This is a genomic window from Streptomyces sp. NPDC048825, assembly GCF_043198355.1.
GTDB lineage: Bacteria > Actinomycetota > Actinomycetes > Streptomycetales > Streptomycetaceae > Streptomyces > Streptomyces xiangluensis.
In genome coordinates, this window is the sequence record NZ_JBICUR010000001.1 from 561,690 (window position 1) to 580,194 (window position 18,505).

The 18,505-nt window shown below is 69.9% G+C and carries 13 protein-coding genes; 7 read left to right on the forward strand and 6 right to left on the reverse strand.

The genetic code is table 11. The features are described from left to right. Positions 1 to 117: 117 nt before the first annotated feature. From ACGFNK_RS02520 to ACGFNK_RS02530, 3 genes are all read right to left on the reverse strand, one after another. A complete protein-coding gene (locus ACGFNK_RS02520) occupies positions 118 to 603 on the reverse strand; it encodes a ribose-5-phosphate isomerase (protein ID WP_393411138.1) in 486 nt (161 codons plus the stop codon). Positions 604 to 942: 339 nt separating this feature from the next. After that, positions 943 to 1,518 (reverse strand): biotin transporter BioY, encoded by a 576-nt coding sequence (locus ACGFNK_RS02525; protein ID WP_393411140.1) that lies wholly within the window; start codon positions 1,516 to 1,518, stop codon positions 943 to 945. A 404-nt stretch (positions 1,519 to 1,922) separates the two neighbouring features. Further along, entirely contained in the window at positions 1,923 to 3,581 is a 1,659-nt protein-coding gene (locus tag ACGFNK_RS02530) for a methyltransferase domain-containing protein (protein ID WP_393411142.1), read from the reverse strand. A 275-nt stretch (positions 3,582 to 3,856) separates the two neighbouring features. Here ACGFNK_RS02530 and ACGFNK_RS02535 point away from each other — a divergent pair, with 275 nt between their 5' ends. The 4 genes from ACGFNK_RS02535 (at position 3,857) to ACGFNK_RS02550 (ending at position 8,346) form a co-directional block, all read left to right on the forward strand. Next, on the forward strand, positions 3,857 to 6,070 hold the full coding sequence (locus tag ACGFNK_RS02535; RefSeq protein WP_393411144.1) for an MMPL family transporter: 2,214 nt from the start codon (positions 3,857 to 3,859) through the stop codon (positions 6,068 to 6,070). 5 nt (positions 6,071 to 6,075) lie between these two features. After that, a complete protein-coding gene (locus tag ACGFNK_RS02540; RefSeq protein WP_393411146.1) occupies positions 6,076 to 7,317 on the forward strand; it encodes a sensor histidine kinase in 1,242 nt (413 codons plus the stop codon). Continuing rightward, positions 7,314 to 7,958: a response regulator gene (locus ACGFNK_RS02545; RefSeq protein ID WP_393411148.1), complete on the forward strand. Its 645-nt coding sequence runs from the start codon at positions 7,314 to 7,316 to the stop codon at positions 7,956 to 7,958. Before ACGFNK_RS02540 ends, ACGFNK_RS02545 begins: the two co-directional genes overlap by 4 nt. A gap of 175 nt (positions 7,959 to 8,133) precedes the next feature. Then, positions 8,134 to 8,346 carry a hypothetical protein gene (locus tag ACGFNK_RS02550; RefSeq protein ID WP_393411150.1) on the forward strand — a complete coding sequence of 71 codons (213 nt, stop codon included), beginning with the start codon at positions 8,134 to 8,136 and terminating at the stop codon, positions 8,344 to 8,346. 9 nt (positions 8,347 to 8,355) lie between these two features. Here the strand turns inward: ACGFNK_RS02550 and ACGFNK_RS02555 are convergent, their stop codons facing one another. Continuing rightward, positions 8,356 to 9,018, reverse strand: a complete 663-nt coding sequence (locus ACGFNK_RS02555) for a DsbA family protein (RefSeq protein WP_393411152.1) — start codon at positions 9,016 to 9,018, stop codon at positions 8,356 to 8,358. Between the two features lie 162 nt (positions 9,019 to 9,180). Here ACGFNK_RS02555 and pepN point away from each other — a divergent pair, with 162 nt between their 5' ends. Beyond that, positions 9,181 to 11,760 carry an aminopeptidase N gene (pepN, locus tag ACGFNK_RS02560; protein ID WP_393411154.1) on the forward strand — a complete coding sequence of 860 codons (2,580 nt, stop codon included), beginning with the start codon at positions 9,181 to 9,183 and terminating at the stop codon, positions 11,758 to 11,760. Between the two features lie 221 nt (positions 11,761 to 11,981). On the opposite strand, the gene ACGFNK_RS02565 is transcribed toward pepN, so the two are convergent. Further along, entirely contained in the window at positions 11,982 to 14,741 is a 2,760-nt protein-coding gene (locus tag ACGFNK_RS02565) for an AAA family ATPase (protein ID WP_393411156.1), read from the reverse strand. Positions 14,742 to 15,138: 397 nt separating this feature from the next. Between ACGFNK_RS02565 and ACGFNK_RS02570 the strand changes: the two genes are divergently transcribed. Beyond that, positions 15,139 to 15,888, forward strand: a complete 750-nt coding sequence (locus ACGFNK_RS02570) for an SDR family NAD(P)-dependent oxidoreductase (RefSeq protein ID WP_393411158.1) — start codon at positions 15,139 to 15,141, stop codon at positions 15,886 to 15,888. Positions 15,889 to 15,942: 54 nt separating this feature from the next. On the opposite strand, the gene ACGFNK_RS02575 is transcribed toward ACGFNK_RS02570, so the two are convergent. After that, complete coding sequence (locus ACGFNK_RS02575; RefSeq protein WP_393411160.1) at positions 15,943 to 17,019, reverse strand: hypothetical protein; 1,077 nt, start codon at positions 17,017 to 17,019, stop codon at positions 15,943 to 15,945. A gap of 387 nt (positions 17,020 to 17,406) precedes the next feature. Between ACGFNK_RS02575 and ACGFNK_RS02580 the strand changes: the two genes are divergently transcribed. Beyond that, entirely contained in the window at positions 17,407 to 18,465 is a 1,059-nt protein-coding gene (locus tag ACGFNK_RS02580; RefSeq protein ID WP_393411162.1) for a hypothetical protein, read from the forward strand. Positions 18,466 to 18,505: the final 40 nt, after the last annotated feature.

Below are 18,505 nucleotides of genomic sequence, written 5' to 3' on the forward strand. Positions count from 1 at the left end.
GACGGACTCGCAGCCGACGCACTGCGTCTCAAGGGGGTTTGGGGGGCGCAGCCCCAGTGGGGTTCCAGGGGCGGAGCCCATGGTTTCGGGAAGGGGTGGGCTTGGGGAAGAAAACCCCTACCCCTGCGGATGGTGCGCCGGAATGTCCGGCATGACCCCCGCCGTCTCGTACTCCGACAGCATGTCAATGCGACGGACGTGACGGTCGTCGCCGGAGAACGGCGTGTTCAGGAACGTCTCGACGAACTTGGTCGCCTCGTCCCGCGAGTGCATACGCGCCCCGACAGCCACAACATTCGCATCGTTGTGCTGACGCCCCAACGCCGCAGTCTCCTCGCTCCAAGCGAGCGCAGCCCGAACCCCGGCCACCTTGTTCGCCGCGATCTGCTCCCCGTTCCCCGACCCCCCGATCACAATGCCGAGCGACCCGGGATCCCCCGCGGTGCGCGAGGCCGCGCGGAGGCAGAACGGCGGGTAGTCGTCCTGGGCGTCGTAGATGAGGGGCCCGCAGTCGACGGGCTCATGCCCGGCCGCCTTGAGCCACTCGACGAGGTGGTTCTTGAGTTCGAAACCGGCATGATCGGAGCCGAGGTACACGCGCATGGTCCGAGTGTGACACGCGTGTTTCGGCCGGGCCTCCTCGGGTCGGGCCGGTCAAACGCGCCGCTACGTCAGGGCGACGGGGTCTGACTCCCTCCAGGTGAGGGCGGTGGGCGCGAGGTGCCCGCGACCGTGGGCGGCGGGCTGGTGTCGGGCAGCTTCGTCTCACCGCCGGGACGAATCGCGGTGATGATCATGACGGCAGGACGTTGCCGGGCTCGATGTCGCGGTGCAGCACTCCGGCCGCGTGCACCCGGCGCAGCACCTCGGCGAGTGCGAGAAATCAAGCGGCCCCCGCACCCGTTACGGGCGCGAGGGCTGGGCTGGGGCTGCGAGTCGCTCCTAGCGCTTCACGAGCTTCCAGACGGTGGGCAGCAGGCCCATTGCCAGGGCCGCCTTGAAGGCGTCGCCGATGAGGAAGGGCGTGAACCCGGCGGCAACGGCCTCCGTGGGGCTCAACTGCGTGGCGGCGGAGAGGTAGGGGACGCCGATCGCGTAGATGACGGCCTCGCCGAGGAGCATCGTGCCGGCCATCAGCAACACCGAGCGGTCGGCGCCCCGACGGGCCAGGGCGCCGACGAGCGCGGCCGCCAGCATCATGCCGATGATGTAACCGAAGGTCGGGGAGGCACCGTGGCTGCCCTCCGCGAACCACGGAACACCGGCCAGGCCGACCAGTGCGTACAAGGCGAGCGAGAGGAAGCCGCGACCGGCGCCGAGTGCGGTGCCGACGAGCAGAGCCGCGAAGGTCTGCCCGGTCACCGGCACCGGTGAGCCCGGTACGGGCACGGCGATCTGGGCGGCGATCCCGGTGAGTGCGGCGCCACCGGCCACGAGCGCGATGTCACGGACGCGGGATGCGGGGAGCAGGTCGGCGAGGACCTTGCCCGGGACGGCGGTGGCGTCAGCGGTGCTCATGGGGACTCCGGCAGTGTGCGAGCGGGCGGTTCGGGACACCGCGACGCTACCCCAGGCCTCTGGACCCGATCACCGGCAGTGCTCGACAAACCGCGGATCGCGCGCTTGGTGTGCTCCATACAAAGAGCGGTGGGTCCACCTGGGGCGGCGTGACCCTGGTCACTCAGGAACAGCCGTCTTCCCCACAAGGGCAGGACAGGCGCGAACTGTCGGATCCTGCCAACCATCTCGCTGATCCCTTGACCCCTCTTGCCGGTAGCCTGCACTTGCACCAAGCTTGCAATAAGGGCCTGGCGCCTCGTGATCGTCTTCTCACCTTTCACGCGGGCGGGCGGACAGAAGAAAGCCCCCGCGAGGACGTGACTCGCGGGGGCTTTCCTTGCGGCCCATGCCTGGCAGGCGGCTCAGTCGTCGGCGCCCAGCCTGAAGTGGAAGACGCCCCAGGTGAGATGCGCCTCGCGGCCGCCGTCGATCCAGTGGCCGAGACCCTTCTTCATCTGGGCGAGGTAGTCGTGGCTGATCTTTCTGGCCAGCCCTTCGGCCTCTTGGTGCGCGGTCTCTTCGAGGACCCGCGTGTAGTGGTTCACCAGCTGTTCGCGGTGCTCTTCGAAACCACCGTCGACGGCGGTGAATCCGAGCCGGTCCAGCTCACGCATGTAGAAACCCGGCGAACCCATGTCGTCCAGGTGGATCCGGTCGAGAATCGGCTGCAGCACGTCGGCGGAGCCGCCGTCCGCCGTCGCCATCGGGTCGGTGAAGATGAGATGGCCGCCGGGGCGCAGCACCCGCGCGATCTCCTCCAGGACCTTGACGCGGTTCCCGCTGTGCAGGAAGGCGTCCTGGGACCAGACGACGTCGACCTGGTCCTCCGGAAGCGGGATGTCCTCGAAGGACCCGTCCACGACCTCGATCCGGTCGGTGAGCGCGCGTGCCGAGTTCAGTTCCTTGTGGCGCTGGTTCTCCACCTCGCTGAGGTTGAGTGCGACCACCCGGCAGCCGTACGTCCCGGCCAGGTACCGTGCCGAGCCGCCGTACCCCGACCCGAGGTCGAGCACCACGGAGTCCCGGGTCAGCTCCAGCTTCGACGCCATCCGCTCGACGGTGCGCCGGCTGGCGTCCGCGATGGGCTCCGCGGGGCTTTCGTAGAGGCCGATGTGGATGTCCTCGCCGCCCCACACCGTGGCGTAGAAGGTGTCGGCGTCGGGTGAGTTGTAGTAGCTGCGGGCGGTGCTGACCGCGCCCTTGTACCGGCCCTCCTGCTGCTCGTCCATCCGGTACTCCTTCTGCGCCACATGCACGAAGAAGTCCGGCTGCTCACCCCGGTAGGTGTGCTGGAAGTCGCCGTAGGTCTCGACCCGCTGAAAACCCACCTCGGACATCAGGCGACGGGTGTAGTCCTTGCGCAGCGGGAACATGTTGAGGTGGTACACGGAGTCGTCCGGGAAGTGGTACCGCATGCGGCACAGGCCCTCGTCGACGTACTCCGGCTCCACGGTGACGTCCTCACCGCAGTAGTAGTACGTGTGCTTACTCGTGTAGCCGTCGTCCAGGATCGCGTCGTAATTGCGCTGGTCGAGGACGAGAATTCCGTCGTGTTTGAGCATCGCGTAGAACTCGGCGAGCGCCTTGCGCCGGTCGCGCTCCGAGAAGAGATGCGTGAAGGAGTTGCCGAGGCAGACGATGGCGTCGTACTCCCCGTGGACGTCTCTGTTGAGCCACCGCCAGTCCGCCTGTACGACGCGCAGGATGTGCCCGCCCTGCTTGGTGCCGTTCTCGAAGGCCATCGCCAGCATGTCGGCGCTGCCGTCCGCGCTCACGGTGTCGAATCCGGCGGCCAGCAGCCGTACGGAGTGAAATCCTGTGCCCGTCGCGACGTCGAGCACACTCTTCACGCCCCACTTGCGCAGCAGGTCGATGAAGAAATTGCCTTCGCTGTCCGCCCGTTTCTCCCAGTCGATGAGCGAGTCCCACTTCTCGACAAAGCTGGGAACGTACTCCTCCGTGTAGTGACCGGTTTCGCGTACTTCGACAGGGTTGTCGCCGAACTCTTGAGCCGGTTGCACGATGATGGGGAACTCCTTCAGTCATCGGGAGTCATGCTCAGCAGATCGCTATCCGATGTCGGGGACCTCATGCCTCCAAAGTTCGTATACAGCCGTGTAGTTGACGCTGATAGCGGCATTGGCCAGCGCCTTTGCCTCTTCAAGATTCTTTGAGAACGGGGCGGGCCGGCCGGTGCGGGGGCTACCCCCCGTTCTCGCGTCCACCGATCAGTGGACGGCAAGTTCCACCAAGCACCTCTGTCTGCCAACTGCCCTGTTCAGCAACGCTTTTGGGCATGAACTCATTCACTGTGCGCATGGCTCGCCGGAGTGCCCTGCACCCATGGCGGGCGATCACCGGATGGCTGGTGTTCGTGGTGTTGTGCCTGGGCATCGGCAGTGCTGTCGGCCTCAACAGTGCGAAGACCGCGGACTATCGGGTCGGCGAGGCCGGCCGGGCCGAGGCGATGGCCTCCGAGGGGCAGTTGGAGCGCAGGTCCACCGAGCAGGTGCTGATCTCCGCCCGGTCCGGCGCCGGTCTCGACCGGGGCGCCGCCGAAGCCTCCGCGAAGGCCGCCGCGGCGGATCTCACCGCCCGGATGGAACGGCTGCCCGAGGTCGAGAGCGTGGCCGATCCACTGCTGTCCGAGGACGGCCGGATCCTCATGGTCGAAGTGGCCGTTAAGGGCGAGGAGCGTGATGCGAAGGACAAGGTCGACGCGCTGGTCGCGCAGACGGAGGCCGTACAGAAGGCGAACCCCGGACTGCTCCTGGAGGAGACCGGAAGTCCCTCCATCAGCAAGGGAGTCGACAAGCAGCGCGGCGACGATCTGGCGCTCTCCGAGGCGATCACCCTGCCGGTCACATTGATCACGCTGCTGATCGTGTTCGGTTCGGTGACGATGGCCGGGGTGCCGCTGCTGCTCGCGCTGTCGTCGATCGCGGCGGCCGTCGGGCTGTCGATGGTGGTCTCGCACCTCTCCCCCGACACCGGCATCGGGACCAACATCATCCTGATGATCGGCCTCGCCGTCGGCGTCGACTACACGCTCTTCTATCTCAAGCGGGAGCGGGAGGAACGGGCCCGCTCCGGCGGACGGCTGAGTTCCGAGGCGCTGGTGGAACTGGCGGCGGCGACCTCGGGCCGGGCGGTCGTGGTGTCCGGGCTGGCGGTCGTGGTGTCCACGGCGACGCTGTTCCTGGCCTCCGACGTGATCTTCTCCTCGCTGGCCACCGGCACCATCGTGGTCGTTCTGGTGGCGGTGCTCAGTTCCCTGACCGTACTGCCCGCGCTGCTGGTCAAACTCGGTAAGCGGGCCGAACGCAGGGCGCTTCGCCGTGCCGAGCGGGGCAAGCCCGCGCCGCGGCGGATGCGGGGCGAGGGCGGCGGCCGGGTGTGGTCCGCGCTGCTGCGGCCCGCGACCAGGCATCCGGTGGCCACGCTGTGCGTCTCGGTGCTCGCCATGCTGGCGCTCGCCGCTCCACTGGGTGGGCTGAAGATCACGGAGATGAGCCGGGACACCCACTCACGGGAGATCCCCGCCATGCAGGTGTACGACCGGCTCAACGAGGCCTTCCCCGAGCAGCGGGTGACCCACGACGTCGTCGTACGCGCCGATGCCGCACGCTCAGGCGAGGTCACCGCATCCCTGGAGGAGCTGGCTCAACTCGCCGAAGCGGACCCGCTGTTCACCGGCGAGTCCCGGATACGGACCTCCGACGACCGGCGGATCAGCGTGCTGGAGCTGAACGTTCCGCACCTCGGCAACTCGGACGAGGCGTACGACTCCCTCGACCATCTGCGGGACGAGTACGTGCCCGGGACGGTCGGCCGGATCCCGGGCGCCGACTTCGGTGTGAGCGGCGACGTCGCCCGTTACGCCGACTATCCCGCGCATCAGAACAGCAAACTGCCCCTGGTCCTCGGCGCGTTGCTCCTGGTGACCTTCGCGATGACCCTGTACGCGTTCCGTTCGGTGGTGCTCGGCCTGCTCGGTGTCGTACTGAACCTGCTGTCCGCGGCGGCGGCGCTCGGGCTGCTCGTCCTCGTCTTCCAGGGCAGTTGGGCCGAGGGGCTGCTGAACTTCGACTCCACCGGATCGATCGGCTCGCGGGTGCCGCTGTTCCTGTTCGTGATCCTCTTCGGGCTGTCCATGGACTACCAGGTGTTCGTGGTGAGCCGGATCAGGGAGGCCGTGCTGGACGGCGTGCCGACGCGGCAGGCGGTGCTGGACGGGATCCGCAGCTCGGCGGGGGTCGTGACCAGTGCGGCGGTGGTCATGATGACGGTCTTCGTGAGCTTCGTCTTCCTGCACATCATCGAGATGAAGCAGATCGGCTTCGTCCTCGCGGCGGCCGTACTGCTGGACGCCTTCGTCATCCGGGTGCTGATCCTGCCGGCGGCGATGCTGCTGCTCGGTGAGGCGAGCTGGTGGCCCTCGCGCGGGGTGCGGCGGCCCGTCCGCGAACGCCGAGAGACCGCCAGGATGCCGGTGGCGGACGTACGTTGATCCGTATGACCACCTCCGTCGGGCAGGCCACCGACCCCTTCTGGGCCGCCACGATCCGTCGCTGGAACGCGGTGTGCTGGGTGCTGTTCGCCGCGATGGCGGTCGGGCTCGCCGCGATGGACCGGCCCGGCGGGAGCAAGTACTGGGCGCTCGGGATTCTCGGGTTCCTGATGCTCTGCTATGCGGCGGTCGACCGGTTCCCGGACAACCCCGTGCTGCGCCCGCACACGTATCTGCTGGTGCTCGTCACGGTGCTCGGGGTGTTCGCGTACATGCGCAATTCCTTCGGGTCGCTGTTCATGGTGACGCTGCCGCACTTCTGGATGTTCAGCCGTACGCCGCGGGCCTCGCTCCTCTTTCTGTGGCTGGCCACCGGGTCGACGCTGACCGGGAGTTGGCTTCGGCTCGGCAACTCGCCGAAGTTCTTCGGGGAGACGCTGGTCCCGGTCGTGATCGTCGTGGCCGTCGGGATGCTGATCGGCCTGTGGGTGCACTCGGTCGTCGCCCAAAGTCATGAACGGGCACGACTGATCGTCGAGTTGGAGCAGGCACAGGCCAAGCTGTCCGAGGCGCATCAGCGTCAGGGGGCGGCCGACGAGAGGGAACGGATGGCACGCGACATCCATGACACGCTCGCGCAGGGCTTCGCCTCGATCATCGCGCTCGCGGAGGCGGCGCGGGCCGGACTCGACAGCGATCCGGCGCGCAGCGCACAGCAGTTGCGGTCGATCGAGTCGACGGCACGGGAAAACCTGGCGGAGGCACGGGAGTTGGTCGGCTCCGCCCAGCAACAGGGGCAGCCGGCCGCGGGTTCGGTGACGGTGACACTGCGCCGGATCCTGGACCGTTTCGCGGAGGATACCGGGCTCATGGTCGACGCGGACCTCGAGGACATCGAGTGCGACCAGCCGACCAGGATCGCGCTGCTGCGCTGTACGCAGGAGTCGCTCGCCAATGTGCGCAAGCACGCGAGGGCGTCCACGGTCGGGGTCGTACTGGCCCGGCAGCCGTACGGGGTGGAGCTGGAGATCACGGACGACGGGGCCGGGTTCGTGGTGGGGGAATCGGCGGGGTTCGGGCTCGACGGGATGCGCAAACGGCTCGCGGAGCTGGGCGGGGAGCTCAGGCTGACGAGTTCGGTGGGGGACGGTACGCGCGTACTGGCGACGATCCCGATGGACGTAGACGCCGGCGCGGACGGTGAGTCTGGGCCCAGTACGGCTGAGCCCGGTGAGGAGTTGACATGACCGGCGGTGACAAACTGCGGATCATCGTGGTGGACGATCACACGGTGATGCGGGCCGGTGTGGTGGCCCTGCTGGCCGCCGAGCCCAGCATCGAGATCGTCGGCGAGGCGGGCGACGGCCGGGCGGCGCTCGAACTCGTCGCCGCGTACGAGCCCGATGTGGCCCTGATGGATCTGCGGATGCCCGTCCTGGACGGTGTCGCGACGACCACGGAGATCGTGGCCGCGCACCCGCGCACCCGGGTCCTGATCCTCACCACCTATGACACCGACGCGGAGATCGAGCGCGGGGTCGAGGCGGGCGCCATCGGCTACCTCCTGAAGGACGCCACCCGCGAGCAGCTGGTCGACGCCATCCACGCGGCGTCGCGCGGCGAAACGGTCCTCGCCCCCCGGGTCGCGGAAAAACTGGTCGCCCGCATGCGCCGCCCCGCCCATCCTCCGCTCACCGCCCGCGAGAGGGACGTCCTCAACGCCGTCGCCGACGGCCTCACCAACGCCGAGATCGGCTCCCGGCTTGTCATAGCCGAGGCCACGGTCAAGACCCATCTCCTGCGCCTCTTCGCGAAGCTGGACGTGAACGACCGGACTCGGGCGGTCGTGGTGGCGATGGAGAGGGGGTTGTTGCGGCGGCCGTCGTAGCGCCGGACAGAAGCCCCCGCGAGGACGTGACCCGCGGGGGCCTTCGGCTCAGTGACCACAATGCCGCCGGGGCGGGACGGGTTCCGGTCTGACGGATTCGCCGCCAATGGACTTATGCTCCCGGTTCAGGCCGGATTGCCGATGCCCGGCTGGACCGAACCGGGAGGTTCGCACAGTGGCTCACAGGCACTGCCCCAACTGCAGGGGCCTCAAGCTCCACCCGTTCCACCGGGTCAACGATGCCGAGCAGCGCTACATCGCCTCCCAGGGCCCCAACCCGTCCGACTGGTGGCGCTGCGGCAACAGCGGCGAGAAGGGCCGATGCCTGTGGGTCCAGCCGATCTACCATCAGAGCGCCGGGTTCAGCCTCCCCGACTCCTTCAGATAACCCTCCGGATCAGAGGTTGCTGAAGTCCGGGCCCGCCGTGCGCGTGCGCTTGATCTCGTAGAAGCCGGGGACCGAGGCCACCGCGAGGGTGCCGTCCCAGAGGCGGGCGGCCTCTTCGCCCTTGGGGGCGGGGGTGACGACCGGGCCGAAGAACGCGATCTGCTCACCGTTGGAGCCGGGGACGGCGATGACGGGGGTGCCGACCTCCTGGCCGACCTTGTCGATGCCCTCCTTGTGGGAGGCACGCAGTTCGGCGTCGAACTCGAAGTCCTCCTGGTCGGCGTAGTCGATGAGGTCGGCGCGCAGGCCGACGTCGGCAAGGGCGCCGGCTATCGCCTCCACGGTCGGTCCCTCACCGTTGTTGTGGATGCGAGTGCCGAGCGCGGTGTAGAGCGGGCCGAGGACGTCCGCGCCGTGCTTCTGCCAGGCCGCGGTGACCACGCGCACCGGCTTCCACGCCTGGGTGGCCAGCATCTCCTGGTACTCCTCGGGCAGCTGGTCGATCTTGTCCTCGTTCAGCACCGCGAGGCTCATGATGTGCCAGCGGACCTCGATGTCGCGGACCTTCTCCACCTCGAGGACCCAGCGCGAGGTCATCCACGCCCAGGGGCACAGGGGGTCGAACCAGAAGTCGACGGGGGTCTTGGCGGAGCTCGTTGCGGCCTCGGACATTGTTCTCCTCGAAAAGACGCGGTCAGCACATGCGACAGACGGGGCTGTCTTTGAATGCGCAACCACCCTCTTCCGCACCCTATTCCCTGCTGCCCGCCACCGAGCCGCATGGCAGGATCGGCCCTGTCCACATGCTGAACAGCACCCGAGGGAGTACCGCCCGTGCCCGGTGAGAATCTGTCCCGCGACGAGGCCCGGGAGCGGGCCGCACTGCTGTCCGTCGACGGCTACGACGTGTCCCTCGACCTGCGCTCGGCGGTAGGTGACGGGCCCGGGGACGGGGTGCGGACCTTCCGGTCCGTGACCACGATCCGTTTCCGCTGCGCCGAGCCGGGCGCCACGAGCTTCGCGGACCTGATCGCGCCGAGCGTCACCGCCATCTCCCTCAACGGCAAGGATCTCGACCCGGGCGCCGTCTTCGACGGCTGCCGCATCCTCCTGGAGGACCTCGGCGACGACAACGAACTCGTGGTCGACGCCCAGTGCGCCTACAGCCGCACCGGCGAGGGCCTGCACCGCTTCGTCGACCCCGAGGACGGCGAGGTCTACCTCTACACGCAGTACGAACCGGCCGACTCCCGCCGCGTCTTCGCGAACTTCGAGCAGCCCGACCTCAAGGCCCCCTTCCGCTTCGAGGTCCGGGCCCCCGAGGGCTGGGTCGCATGGAGCAACGGCGTGGGTGAACTGCACGACGGGGTATGGCGGTTCGCCGAGACCCGGCCCATCTCGACGTACATCACGGCGATCGTCGCGGGCCCGTACCACTATGTGACGGACAGCTACTCCCGCACCTTCGACGACGGTACGACGCTGGAGATCCCCCTCGGCGCGCTGTGCCGCAAGGGCCTCGCCAGGCACTTCGACGCCGACGACGTGTTCCTGGTGACCAAGCAGGGTCTTGACTTCTTCCACGACCACTTCGACTACCCGTACCCGTTCGGGAAGTACGACCAGGCGTTCGTGCCGGAGTACAACCTGGGCGCGATGGAGAACCCGGGCTGTGTGACGTTCCGCGAGGAGTTCATCTTCCGCGGCAAGGTGACACAGGCGTCGTACGAGCGGCGGGCGAACGTCATCCTGCACGAGATGGCGCACATGTGGTTCGGCGACCTCGTCACCATGGAGTGGTGGGACGACCTGTGGCTCAAGGAGTCCTTCGCGGACTTCATGGGGACGTTCTCGGCGGCCGAGGCGACCCGGTTCGCAGGCGCCTGGACCACCTTCGCCAACAACCGGAAGGCATGGGCGTACCGCGCCGATCAGCTGCCCTCCACGCACCCGATCACGGCCGACATCCGTGACCTGGAGGACGCGAAGCTGAACTTCGACGGGATCACGTACGCCAAGGGGGCGTCGGTTCTCAAGCAGTTGGTGGCGTATGTCGGGCGGGACGCCTTCCTGGAGGGCGCGCGGCGCTACTTCAAGCGGAACGCGTACGGGAACACGCGGCTCGGGGATCTGTTGTCGGTCCTGGAGGAGACGAGTGGGCGTGACATGGCCGCCTGGTCGCGGGCCTGGCTGCAGACGGCCGGTGTCAACTCCCTCACGCCTCAGGTGCTGTTGGGCTCCGAGGGGCGGATCGACGAGCTCGCGGTCCTCCAGGAGGCCGCCGAGTCGCATCCTGAACTGCGGCCGCACCGGGTGGCGGTGGGTTTGTACCGGCGGTCTTCCGAGGGTGCGCTGGAGCGGTACGCGCGGGCGGAGGTGGACGTCGACGGGCCGCGTACGGTCGTGGCGGAGCTGGCCGGGGCCGAGGCTCCCGAGCTGGTGCTGGTGAACGACGACGACCTGACGTACTGCAAGATCCGTTTCGACGAGGGCTCCCTGGCGACGCTGCGGGAGCGGCTCGGCGAGATCAGCGACCCGCTGGCCCGCGCGCTGTGCTGGTCTGCGCTGTGGAACCTGACGCGGGACGCCCTGATGCCGGCCCGGGACTTCATCGACCTCGTCCTGCGCTTCGCGGGCCGCGAGTCCGACATCGGTGTGCTTCAGATGCTGCACGCCTGGGCGAATTCCGCGCTCACGCACTACGCGACGCCCGAGTGGCGGGACGTGGGCGGGCAGTTGCTCGCGGAGGGTGCGCTGCGCGAGCTGCGGCAGGCCGAGCCGGGCAGCCAGCATCAGCTGACGTGGGCGCGGTTCTTCGCGGCGGTCGCGTCCGGTGAGGCCGAACTGGGACTGTTGCGGGACCTGTTGGAGGGTACGGCCAAGATCGACGGGCTGGAGATGGACCAGGAGCTGCGCTGGGCGTTCCTGGAGCCACTCGCCTCGCACGGGGTCGCCGACGAGGCCGCGCTCTCCGCGGAGCTCGCCCGTGATGACACGGCCTCCGGGAAGCGGCACCAGGTTCGGTGCCTTGCCGCGCGGCCGTCCGCGGCGGTCAAGGCGCAGGCCTGGGCAGCGGTTGTCGAGTCGGACGCGTTGTCCAATGCGCTGGTGGAGGCGACGATTGCGGGGTTTGCGCAGCCGTCGCAGCGAGGGCTTGGGGCTCCTTATGTCGCCAAGTACTTCTCGGTGATCGAGCGTGTGTGGGAGGAGCGGTCCATTCAGATCGCGATGGATGTGGTCAAGGGCCTGTTCCCATCCCTTCAGGACTCGCAGGCGACGCTGTCCGCGACCGATGCGTGGCTCTCCGAGCATGAGGGGGCGGCTTCTGCGCTGCGGCGGCTTGTGCTGGAGGCTCGGGATGACTTGGCGCGGGCCCTGCGGGCGCAGGCTTGTGACGTGGCTGCTGCCGGGTAGGGGGTTCGCCTTAGGGGCGGGGGCGTTGATGCGGGAGGGCGGGTGCGGGTTCGTTGTGGCTTGTCGCGCCCACGCGGCGGAGCGCCAATTGATACAGCCCCGCGCCCCTATAGGGGCGCGCCTGGCTGGGCGCAGGCAGGGATTCGAGCCGCCGCCCGGCCCTGAGGAGGCGTGATCAGGCGCCGCGTGATCGGGCGCAGCCTGCATCTGGCGGCGCCGCCTCAGTTCTGCCCCGGCAGCGCCGCCTCGTTCCCCGCCGCCAGCAGCACGGCCAGCCGGGTGCGCGAGGCGACGCCGAGCTTGGCGTAGATCCGCCCCAGGTGGAACTCGACGGTCTTGGGACTGATCACCAGTTCCCGCGCCACCTGGCGGTTGGTCAGTCCGGCTGCCACCTTGCGGGCGACCACCAGCTCCTGCGCGGTGAGCGGCGCGGCATCCGCCTTGTGGGGAGCGACGTCCGTCCCGCGCGCGGGGGTGTCCAGGCCGCAGGCCGCCAACTCCCGTTCGCAGCGCTCCAGATCGGGCCGGGCGTCGAGGCGTACGAGCAGGCCCCGGGCCGTACGCAGCTGCTCCGCGGCCGGGGTCCGCTTGGCCGCCCGGCGCAGGAACTGCCCGTACGCGAGGTGCACCAGCGCACGGCCGAACGGCTCCTGGGCGCGGTGGGCGTGCCGCAGCGCCGAGCGGAAGGCGCTCTCGGCGGCGGCCGGATCCCCGCGGGCCGTCGCCAGGGCGCCCCGGCTCCGGGCCGCCCGCATCAGGGCGGCCGGGTGATCGCGTCGGTGGGCCAAAGCCTCGTACTGGCCGAGGAGTTGTGCGGCCCGCCGGTGGTCCCCGAGCTCGGTCCACGCGTCGGCGAGGAGGTCCGGCCAGGGCACGGCGCCCGGCTCGTCGAAGGTGCCGGAGGTGTCCTGTTCGCTCGGCGGGAGCAGCGGGGCCAGGGCGCTGACGACGTCCTCGGGGCGACCGAGCGTCCGCGCCAGGTGGGCCTCGGCGAGCGCCGTCCACACGAACGGGCCGGCACCGCCCGGGCCGGGGTACCCGCGCATCCGGCGCACCTGGGCGTGGGCCTCGGCGAAGGAGCCGCGGGCAGCGTGGGTGAGGGCCGCGAGCATCCGGCAGTACGGCGCGGAATGCGGCCGGCCGCTGTCGTCGGCGAGCGAGAGGGCGAGCTCGCAGTGGGCGATCACGTCGTCCCAGTGGCCCGCCAGGTACTCGGCGGCGGCGAGCGCGCCCGCGGCGGTGATACGGAAGAGCGCCGAGTACGTCCGGCCGGCCGCGAGGACCCCGGTCAGGTCCCGCAGGGCACCGGTGAGATCGCCGGTGAACACCCGTAAGGTGCCGCGGCCCATGAGTTCCTGGAGCTGTGCGGGTGACGCCACGGCGGGGTCGGGCAGCGGGCCCAGTTCGCCGAGGGCACGAGCCGCGCCGCCGCTCGTCGCCATACCGCTGAGCGCCAGATAGCGGACGGTGTCGGTGGCGGTCGCCTCCGGTGCCAGGCGCAGGGCCAGACGCGCCCAGTTGGCGGCTTCCGTGCCGCGCGCGACGCTCCCGTACAGGGCCGCGAACCGGCCCGCGATCCGGGCGGCGAGCACCCGGTCGCCCCGGTCGGCATCCGGATCGCAGCGCCGCCAGGCGTCCCGCAACAGAACCTCGGCGCGGTCCGGGTCGGCCAGGCAGAGTCGTCCCAGCAGATAGCTTCGCCAGCCGCTCTCGGCGAACTCCCCGATGCGCTCGGTGACTTCGGCGACATCCGGCACGTCCCCCGCGAGCAGCCGGCACTCGACGGACTCCAGCGTGTACTGCTCGTACGCCGCCCGGTCGGGCGCCAGCCTGGCCGCCGCGGACAGCTGACGCGCGGCCTTCTCCCACCGCTCCTTCGCGGCCGACCGGCGTCCGTGCGCCGCGAGTCCGGCAGCGAGCTGCGGGGCGGGGCCGGTCGCGGCGCAGGCCCGGTGGTGCAGGGCCGTCTCCTCGTCACCGGTGAGCGAGGCGGCCCGGAGGTGCAGGGCGCGGCGGCGAGCGGGGCCGAGCCCGTGGTAGACGGCGGCCTGCACGATCGGGTGCGGGAAGCGGACGACGGGGTCGCCCTGCCGCTCGGTCAACAGCCCGGTACGTACGGCCTGTTCGAGCGCGGGCAGCGGATCGGCGAGGCCCGCGAGGAGGGCGGCCTCGGCGAGGGTGCAGCACCGGCCGAGGGCGCTCGCCGCGGCCACCAGCGCCTCCGCCTGAGCGGTGCAGGAGGCGAGCCGGGCCAGGGCGAGTTCGACGCACGACTTCGGCGCGGGTGGGGTGATGTCGGTACGTTCCAGGGCCTCGACCAGTCCGGGCCCCTCCTGCTCCAGCAGGGCCCGCGCGTACAGCGGGTTGCCGCCGGTGTGCTCGCACAGCCTGCCGGCGGCGCGGACGGTGAGCCGGACGGTGCCCAGGGTGTCGCCGAGAGCGCGGAGCGCGGCGGGTTCCAGCCCTTCGAGCCGGATCCGGACGGCGGCGTCGGCCGTGAAGAGCCGGCGCAGGCCCTCCGGGATCCTGGGGTCGGTGATGTCCCTGGTCACCACGACGACCAGGACACGTACGGCACGCAGTCTGCGCACCGCGAAACCGAGCGCACGCAGCGAGGCGGAGCCGGCCCACTGGGCGTCGTCCACCACGACGGCCACCGCGTCCTCGCCGGCGCCTCCGGCCTTCTGCAGGGTCTTCTGGAGCGCCTCCACCAGCGCGGTGCCGGCGGAATCCGGATCCGTCCAGCGCCCAGGCCCGATGAGCTGCTCCAACACACCGAAGGCCAGCCCGGTACCGGCGTCCTCGCCCTCCGCGTACAGCACGTGCGGCACTCCCGCGAGGAAACGCCGTACGAGCGCGGTCTTGCCGATGCCCTCAGGCCCCTCCACCAGAACCCGCTGCGGCTGCCCGGCGCGAGCCCGCCCCTTCGCCCCCTCCAGCACGGCGAACTCCTCGCCCCGCCCCACGAACACCCGCTTCACGGCGCACCACCCCCGCCCATGCTCCGTCGCCTCCGCATGGTGCCACCGCCCACCGCCGACGTCCCGCCCCGCCGCCGATCCCACTGGGCGCGCCCCGCGCTCCCGCCACCCGAGGCTTCCCCTGCTCCGCCCCGACGCCGACCGGTGGCCGAAAACGGCCTTGCGGCATCCACGACCTGCGGATGGTTCAGTGCCCCTCACAATCTCGGGTTGTTCTGCCGGTTCCACCAGCCGCCGACCGCCTCGGTCTCGGGCCAGGCGTCGTTCCGAACCTTGTCCGGGTCAGTGTCCTGCCCTGTCGAAATCCGGCGGGCGGCTCCGACGTCCCCGGTGTGGGCTGGAGCTGTCGGATTCGGTCGGCAGCCGGTAGTCGATGAGGAGAGGACGGAGTTCGATCATGTTGCTGGAGGAGAAGGTCGCCGTGGTGTACGGGGCCGGCGGGTCCATCGGTGGGGCGGTGGCCCGGGCCTTTGCTCGTGAGGGGGCGCGGGTTTTTCTCGCCGGGCGTACGGCGGCGTCGCTCGAGACGGTCGCCGGAGATCTTCGCGGTGCGGGCGGTGCCGCGGAGACGGCTGTGGTCGATGCCTTGGACGAGGCGGCGGTGGACGGATTCGTCGACGGCGTCGCCGCGCGGGCCGGGCGGATCGATGTGTCGTTCAATGCCATCGGCATCGGGGACGTTCAGCAGCCGCTGACGGAGATCTCGGTGGCGGACTTTCTGCAGCCCATCACGAACGCGATGCGCTCGCAGTTCCTGACGACCCGGGCGGCGGCCCGGCACATGACCGCACGCGGCTCGGGAGTCATCCTCGCCTTCGGCGGCGGCGGGACGCAGACGCTGCCCGGCCTCGGCGGCTTCAAGATCGCCCTTGACGCGCTCGAGGGGCTGCGTCGTCAGTGGGCCATCGAGCTGGGCCCGCACGGTGTCCGTGTGGTCACCCTGAAGTCGGGCGGTGTGGCGGAGAGCATCCCCGACGGGTTCCCGGGCAAGGAGGCGATCACCGACAGCCTCGTCAAGGAGACCCAGCTCGGCCGCTGCGCGACCCTCGCGGACGTGGGCGACGTGGCCGCCTTCGTCGCCTCCGACCGGGCCCGCACCCTGACCGCGACGGACGTGAACATCTCCTGCGGCGCCATCGTGGACTGAGCGACCGGCCATCAGTGATGTGGGGGCCACCAGTTGTCCGGTGGCCCCCACAGGTCACCGGGGCAGCACCACCACGTACGCCGACGGATCGCGGTCGCACGCCGCCATGAGCGCGGTGCGTACGACGGCTGCCTGCTGCTCCATGGCGTCGCGCAGTTTCCGCGGGGTGACGTGGACGACGGTGATACCGAGCCGTTCCAGGTGGTCGCGTTTGCGGGCGTACTCCGACCACAGCGCGTCGTCGTCCTGGCGGGGAGCCCGGGTGTCCAGTTCGAGGGCCACGGCCTGTTCGGGCCAGTACGCGTCGAGGCCGCCCAGATGAGGGCCGCCGGGCAGGCACAGGTCCACGTTCCAGACGGGGTCGGGCAGGCCGTGTTCGCGGACCATGCGGTACAGGTGGTCCTCGGCGATGGCCCGGCCCTCGGCGAGCAGGGTGTCGACGGCGTCCATGACGTGCGGCTGGTTCAGCAGCCGGGCCTGCGTCAACTCCCGTACGACAGCGGCCGGTTCACAATGACCGCCGCGTACCGCCTCGGTCAGCAGACGGCGTACGATGCCCGCCTCCGAGAGCTCGGCCACGGCGTCGGCCAGCGCGCGCGGAAGGGGAGCCACCGGAAGACCGGTGACCTCCTCGGGCTTCGGCAGCGCGGGCGCCCGGACGACACGCGCGCAGCCCGTCGAGCGGAGCCGGCGCAGGCGCGGGACGAGGACGTCGATCCGGTCCAGCGACAGCAGCGACGGTGCGGACGGAAAGCCGTACAGGGTGAGGGCCGCGAGGCCGGTGATCATCGCGTCGGGGTAACGCTGGACTGAGGGTGGTTCCTGTGCGCCGGGCCCGGTCGCGGCCGGCTGAGCCGGGATGCCCTCTGCTCTCAGGCCCGGTTCGCGCAGCGATGAGCGGGCCGCGTACATCAGGACCGCGTGCAGCCGTTCCTCACCGGTGGGTGGGCCGGGGTGCAGCAGGCAGACACCGGGCAGGAACTGCTGCCAGGCTCCGCCCGGCCGGCACTGCTCGTTGATCTCGGCATTGGTCACGCCGTGCGCCCGCAGCTGCGCGTTGGTCAGCACGCGCCGCCGGGCGTCGCACAGGTGGCTCAGGGGGCGGGGGGAGAGAGGGGTGTTGTGGTTCATGCCCCCGAATCTCCCTCACCCGCCCGCCCCCCTAACCGCTGTTACATTCCCGTCGAAAAACCCGGACAGCCCGGCCCTGAAGTGCATGCGTTCGACAGCCGAAACCCCCTGGTCCGTATGGGGGTTACGGCCCCGATTACCAGCATTCCGTAACTGTTATGCCCGGCAACCGTTGTTGACGACGCCCCGATCGCGCTGCCGCCGATCCCCGCTGCGCCGGTGGAACTGACGCTTCCGGGGCAGGACTGGGGGTTCTCCCGGGTCCTTCCCCAGGTCCGTTCCCGGCACCGGCGACCTAGCGTCTGGCCTCGTGCCATCACAGGCATCACAGGCCATCGCAGGGCCGGACCCCTCGGGGCCGGCCGGCCGTATGGGGGAAGGATTCTCATGGCCGACAACAAGGAACTGGTCGTCACCGGCATACCCAGCGCCAAGGTCAAAGCCATCGCCGAACGCGTCGCGCTGGAATTCCAGCTCGCCGCCGACAAGGTGGCCGCGCATCACGCGGAGCCCGGCAAGTACCCGATGCCGTCCGACGCCAAGAGCACCGAGCAGGTACTCGCCCGCCGTTTCCGTACGCTGCCCGAAGCCCAGCAGAAGCAGGCCGCGGACCGGATCGCGGTGGAGTTGCGGGGCGGTGCGGCGCGCACCAAGCGGCTCGGCGACCTCGCCAAGGTCGACCTCAAGTCGTCGTCCGGTGTCGATGAGCAGGTCCGCAAGACACCGCTCCCGGCGCGGATGAAGTTCCCGGTCGAGGAACTCCAGCGGATGTCCGACGCGCTGGTGGGCCCGACGACCGCCCAGAAGACGGCTGCCGCGGCGGCCTTCCCGGAACTGCGCAACCTGGAGCTGCGGATCCACCGGGTCAAGTGCGTGGACGAGACCAGCGAGATCGGCAAGGACGAGATCGACCTGGGCGGCACGTCCGTCGACGAGGACGGCGACACCAAGAAGATCTCGGCGTTCCGGGTACGCAGCTTCAGCACCGGAGACGTGCAGACGTACTCGCCGCCGAGGCGCTTCACCAACTTCAGCCTCACCGCGCAGAGCAAGGTGACGTTCCCGAAGACGTACTTCGTCACGCTGGTCGTCGCGGAGGTCGACTGGGGCGGCCTCGCCGACTTCCTCAACGAACTCCTCGACAAGGTGAAGGCCAAGGTCGCCGCGGCACTCGCGGCCGCCATCGGCGGAGCGATCGGCTCCCCCGGCGGGCCCCTCGGCATCGCCATCGGCGTCGCTGTGGGCTTCGTGGTCGGCCTGGTCTTCGACTACCTCAAGGGCCTGTGGGGCGACGAGGTCTTCAAGCCGATCACGGTCAGCACCACCATCTCGTCACTGACCGCCCGCTTCCCGGGCGGCCAGGACAACAGCACGGACCGCACCCTCGACTACAAGGGCCACGGCGGCCACTACCAGCTGACCTACGACTGGCGAACGTACAACTGACCACCTGAGGACGGGGGTAGAAAGAGGGCCGTCACCCGGC